Annotated in this window: 4 protein-coding genes and 1 pseudogene; 3 read left to right on the top strand and 2 right to left on the bottom strand. The window is 28.4% G+C overall.

Annotated elements, in window-relative coordinates; translation table 11 throughout:
• The 3 genes and pseudogenes from HMPREF2852_RS04980 to HMPREF2852_RS10050 all read left to right on the top strand — a co-directional run.
• Positions 1-220, top strand: a pseudogene (locus HMPREF2852_RS04980) (ABC transporter ATP-binding protein); the annotation flags it as partial.
• On the top strand, positions 213-2,648 hold the full coding sequence (locus HMPREF2852_RS04975; RefSeq protein WP_070606332.1) for an ABC transporter permease: 2,436 nt from the start codon (positions 213-215) through the stop codon (positions 2,646-2,648). The pseudogene HMPREF2852_RS04980 and the gene HMPREF2852_RS04975, both read left to right, overlap by 8 nt.
• Positions 2,649-2,694: 46 nt before the next feature.
• Positions 2,695-2,937: a hypothetical protein gene (locus HMPREF2852_RS10050; RefSeq protein WP_083306967.1), complete on the top strand. Its 243-nt coding sequence runs from the start codon at positions 2,695-2,697 to the stop codon at positions 2,935-2,937.
• Positions 2,938-3,010: 73 nt separating this feature from the next.
• On the opposite strand, the gene HMPREF2852_RS04970 is transcribed toward HMPREF2852_RS10050, so the two are convergent.
• Together HMPREF2852_RS04970 and HMPREF2852_RS04965 are read right to left on the bottom strand one after the other, a co-directional pair.
• Complete coding sequence (locus HMPREF2852_RS04970) at positions 3,011-4,342, bottom strand: relaxase/mobilization nuclease domain-containing protein (RefSeq protein ID WP_070606331.1); 1,332 nt, start codon at positions 4,340-4,342, stop codon at positions 3,011-3,013.
• A gap of 1 nt (position 4,343) precedes the next feature.
• Positions 4,344-4,686, bottom strand: a 343-nt coding sequence (locus HMPREF2852_RS04965) for a plasmid mobilization protein (protein ID WP_070606329.1), incomplete at its 5' end; no start/stop codon positions are given.

Here is a 4,686-nt window from a genome sequence, read left to right as displayed (position 1 = left end):
AAGTCTTATCTATAATCCATCTATAATATTGGCAGATGAACCGACAGGTAATTTGGATAGGAAAAATTCTAAGGAAATTATAGAAATCTTTAAATACTTCAATAGAACCATGAAACAGACGATTATCCTAATCACCCATGACGAAGAAATAGCCTTACAGGCAAATCGTATTATTACAATAGTCGATGGAAAAATTGTAGGAGATGAAAGAAATGAATAAGAAGAATTTTCCTATTTTTATTTCCTTATTTATTGTAAGTTTGTTTTTTACTGTGGTTTTTTATTATGGTTATACAATTGTTAAATATAATGATGAAAGTTTCATGACCGTAAATTTTTATGATGCAGAACTTGAAGGGAACTTAACAAGTAATGATATTGAAAAAATAAAAGATATTAATAATATAGAATTTGTAGGTGAAATGTCCATAAATCCTGAATCGGCAAAGTACAAGAATGATTTGATTGCCGTAAATTATCAAGATAATGATATAAATAAAATGAGAGAGCATTCAGATTTACTTGAAGGACACTTTGCTAAAAGTGATGGAGAAATAGTATTATCGAAAAGTCTAGTCGAAAAAAATAAGCTAAAATTAGGAGATAAAATACAGCTTGATTTTGGGCATAGACTAATAGAGGGTAAAGAGATAGATGCCATAAGTACTTTTACTGATAAGGAGTCTTACAATCTTAGTTTTAGCAAAGACTTTGAGCTGGTTGGAATTTATGAAGATGTCTATAATAAATACAGTAGAGTTAATTATGCTTTAGCACTGAAAAATGAAGAGGATCCAGGCAAAGTAGTTTTAAAGTTTAATTCTTTTGAAAAGGCTTATGATAACAAAGTAAATCTACAAAATGAAATCAATAAAAAATTAGGTAGAGATGTTCCCTTAACTTTCAATTCTAATTTAATAGATTATTACGGTGTTGAGTATGACTTTCCCCATAATATTTTAACTGAATTAGGAACCATTCTTTCTGTAATAGGGGCTATATTACTATTTGTATTTTTTGTAAAAAATATATTCAAGGTGTGGGCTTTTAGGAAAATCAAGGAACTTTCTGTATATAAGTCTATAGGCACTACGGATTTTCAGATATACTTGTTACTATTAAAAGAAGGTATTTTCCTATCTGTTCTACCTATATTAATTGGTCATATCTTTGGATACTGTCTTATCTTAAAATTGTTTAGGCATCTTGAGATTGATCAAGGGGTCGAAAACTTGGTATCTAGTTATTTCAGTCCTTTACTTAGCCTAGCGATTGTTACAGTAGCTCTTTTAGTAGTAGTATTTTCTATTATTCAACCAGCAAAGAAAGTTTCAAAAATATCTATTATGGAAGGTATAAAGGGAAATTTAGACTTTGATAGCTTTAAGAAAAAAAGATCTAGGAATTTATGGAAAGAATTAAAATTAAACAATCTTGATAGTATTAAATCACAGCGTTATATTTCTGCTATTGGTGTCATTACTATTTCTGTTTTAGTCATTATTATTACAGTGACTAAATATAACAGAGATTTTTCTTACTATGATGCAGGGTACAATGTAATAGCTAATTATTATAGTGAAAATAAGAAAGTTCCTAAAGTCTTTAAAGAAATTCAGCGAGAAATTCCAAATAATAAGTCCTATGTTTCAAAAGAAAGTTATATTCAGGTAGATAATGATTTAGAATTGTCCAAAGAAGCTATTAACATGTCTCTAGATCAAAAGTTAGAGTATTATTTGAAAAAGAGTCATTCAAGCCAGTTGAATGGGATGCTTATAGCTTTAGAAGATGAAGACTTTAGTAAATTGGGAGCAAGTAAGGGTGATTTTATTCTTTATAATATGGTACAAGAAGATCCAAACACTCCAGTAGCTAAAGCAAATAAAATACCATATTTTAATAATCCGAAAGATATAAACTTCCAGATAGGGGAAAATTTTCGAAAAAGTATAAAAATTTCTAAAACTATAGATGATTTAGGAAACTATGATTCAATAACTTTACCATTTCATGTAAAAATCTACACAGATTTCGATACCTTCTTCCAACTTATGGATGAGTCAAAAGATGAAGAACTTATTAATGCTCCGTATGTATTAAATATGAATGTAAAAGACTCGGAGATGAGAAATGTAAAGGATTATTTGGATAATAAGATAAGAGAATCGATAATGCCAAATGAAAAGTACGATATTAACACAAAAGCAGATATTGAAATGAATCGAAAAAGTGATCTAGAATCTTTAAAGAAAGTCGCATTTGCGATGGCTTTCATTATTTTTATTCTCAATGTGACAAATGGTTATTCATCCATTAATTTAAGTCTTATGAGTAGAAAGAAGGAAATTGGCAGCCTTTATTCATGCGGTGTGGACGTAGATGAGTTAAAGAATATTTATCGAAAAGAGTTTATAGAAGAGCAAATAAAATCATTTATTGTTGCGGGAATAACCACATTAGGAGTCATGCTCGTAATATCTCGTATAGCTCCTAATTTAAGTCTTAATATATTAATAAGATATTATGACTATAAATTATTTTTTGGATTTTCTATTGTGGTATACGCAATCAACTTACTAATCTATAATTTTTCACTAAAGAGAATTTTAGACAGACCAACAATTGATTTGATTAGAACAGAATAATTTCAAAGAAAGAGGAGTATTTATTAAATAGAAATTAAGCAAGAAGATATTTCTACTTGGACTTGTAATATTTGTTATTTCTTACCTACTTACAGTAGAAATATTTGAAAGCTATACAAGTCTTAGACCAACTAGGCTCACTTTAATGTTTGTCTGCCCAATTATTGGACTAATAGGTTTAATATTTGGGGTAAAGGAAAAGGATAAGTTGTTTATAATATTGAATCTACTTTTAATCTTATTACTTCCTATATCAATGTTTGTAGGTCATCTAGTAGGATCTGTTTAAGTGAGATAATAAGTTTAGATTTAAAAATTTATAAATAGTTTAAAAAGCTATAAGTTTATCCGCTTATAGCTTTTTATCTCTCCACCTCCTTTCTATAATAATTTTCATAGTTTTTCCTATACTGAACAAGGTCAGAAAATTGTTCTTTATTCAAAGAATACTCTTGCATAAGGGTGTTCTTTTTTTCTTGCAATTTATCTAGGTTTGATAGTATTTCTTTTGTGTTGGGTAGCTTTTTATATCTTTCTAATATTTCTTTAGCGGCTATTTTATAGACGGAAAGCTCACTATAATACTCATCTGCAAATTGCTTATCTTCAGGATTTTTCTTGTGGTATTTATATATTTCACGATACTTATTTATAGTATTTATATTTTCCATATCTTGGGATAAACTCTTCATCTCAGTTTCAATTTTTTTTATTTTATCTAATAATTCTTGTCTATCATCAGCAGATTTTTTGATCAGGTCATCGAGTTGAGTAATTGAATTAATTCCTTGTTCTCTAAGTTTAATTATTGAATCAGCCATTGTTTTTATATTGTGTTTTCTTGCCCAGACTTCGTAACCTTTAGAGGATTGTGCTTTTTCATTAGTAGATATATCAATAACATTTCCTACACGCTTTTTAGTAGGATTAGTTTTGTTTTTAATAGCTAAATCTATTCTTTCTTTAATTTTTTCTTCGGTATAATCTTCTCCGATAGTCTTTGCTCTTGTAAATCTTTGCTTATCTTTATGACGAAAAGCAATGTGTTTACCAAACTTAATTTCATAATCAATAGATTTCATATTTTCTAAAAACTCTTCCCACGATTTAGACCTATTAATCATTCTATCTATATCAAATTGCAGTTTAGACTTCCAAGAATTTCCTTTCTTATTTTGGTCATACTCATACCAAGATTTACCAGTAGTTTTATATTTTCTTTTGTAAGCTTCATAATATTCATCAATGACTGAAAGCTTATTTACTTTACATAATTCATCACTTTGATACCTGATTTTGTGGTAAGATTTTTTATTAGATTGGTAGCATTTGCCAGTCTTGTAATTAACATTATTAAAAATAATATGGTTATGGATATGTCCTCTATCTATATGAGTTGCAAGAACAAATTCATAATCTTCTTTTAAAATTCTCTTGCATAATTCCATTCCAATTTCGTGAGCTTTTATAGGATCAACCTCTCCTGGTAGAAAAGATTGGATTAAATGTCTAGCCAAAACTGTACCCTTAGTATCATTATCTTCTCGAGTTTTCAAAAATTGAATATGGGCAGTATATGGATGACATTTAAATGAAGACACTAAGATTTTTTCATCAGTTTTTTCACTCTTAGTTATATAGTCTATTGCCAAATTTAGGGTTGATTTTATAGGATGTATTTTTGTAATTGCCATACTAATCACCAGAACTTTCTTTTGATTTATTAAGAAGTAGGGAATGAATCTGCCATATTTCTCTTGATAATTTTTCTATCTGCTTATTCATTGATTCAATTTCATTTTTGTAAATAACACCAGTTGTATTAGTCGCTTTTGCGATCTGGTTTATATTATTTGTTGCATTTGAAAGTAGCCATTGCAGGTTTCTAAATGGTTCTAAATCTACTACATAAATTTCTTTTTCTAATACGCACTTTCTAAGAAAGTGGGACATAGTTTTACAATTTGCAAGTTTCATTTTCTTTTCAAAAACTTCTTTTTCTTCCTTAGTTAGTTTTATTTCTATTCTTTCATTTCTA

The organism is Anaerococcus sp. HMSC065G05 (assembly GCF_001812365.1).
In the GTDB taxonomy this organism is placed as follows: Bacteria; Bacillota; Clostridia; order Tissierellales; family Peptoniphilaceae; genus Anaerococcus; species Anaerococcus vaginalis.
The sequence above is the reverse complement of the archived record's forward strand: the minus strand, read 5'-3'. Positions and strand labels throughout refer to the sequence as shown.

Bases quoted from the DNA above. Each gene is read 5' to 3' on its own strand.
- HMPREF2852_RS04975 (WP_070606332.1), top strand. From the start codon at position 213: ATGAATAAGAAGAATTTTCCTATTTTTATTTCCTTATTTATTGTAAGT.
- HMPREF2852_RS04970 (WP_070606331.1), bottom strand. From the start codon at position 4,342: ATGGCAATTACAAAAATACATCCTATAAAATCAACCCTAAATTTGGCA.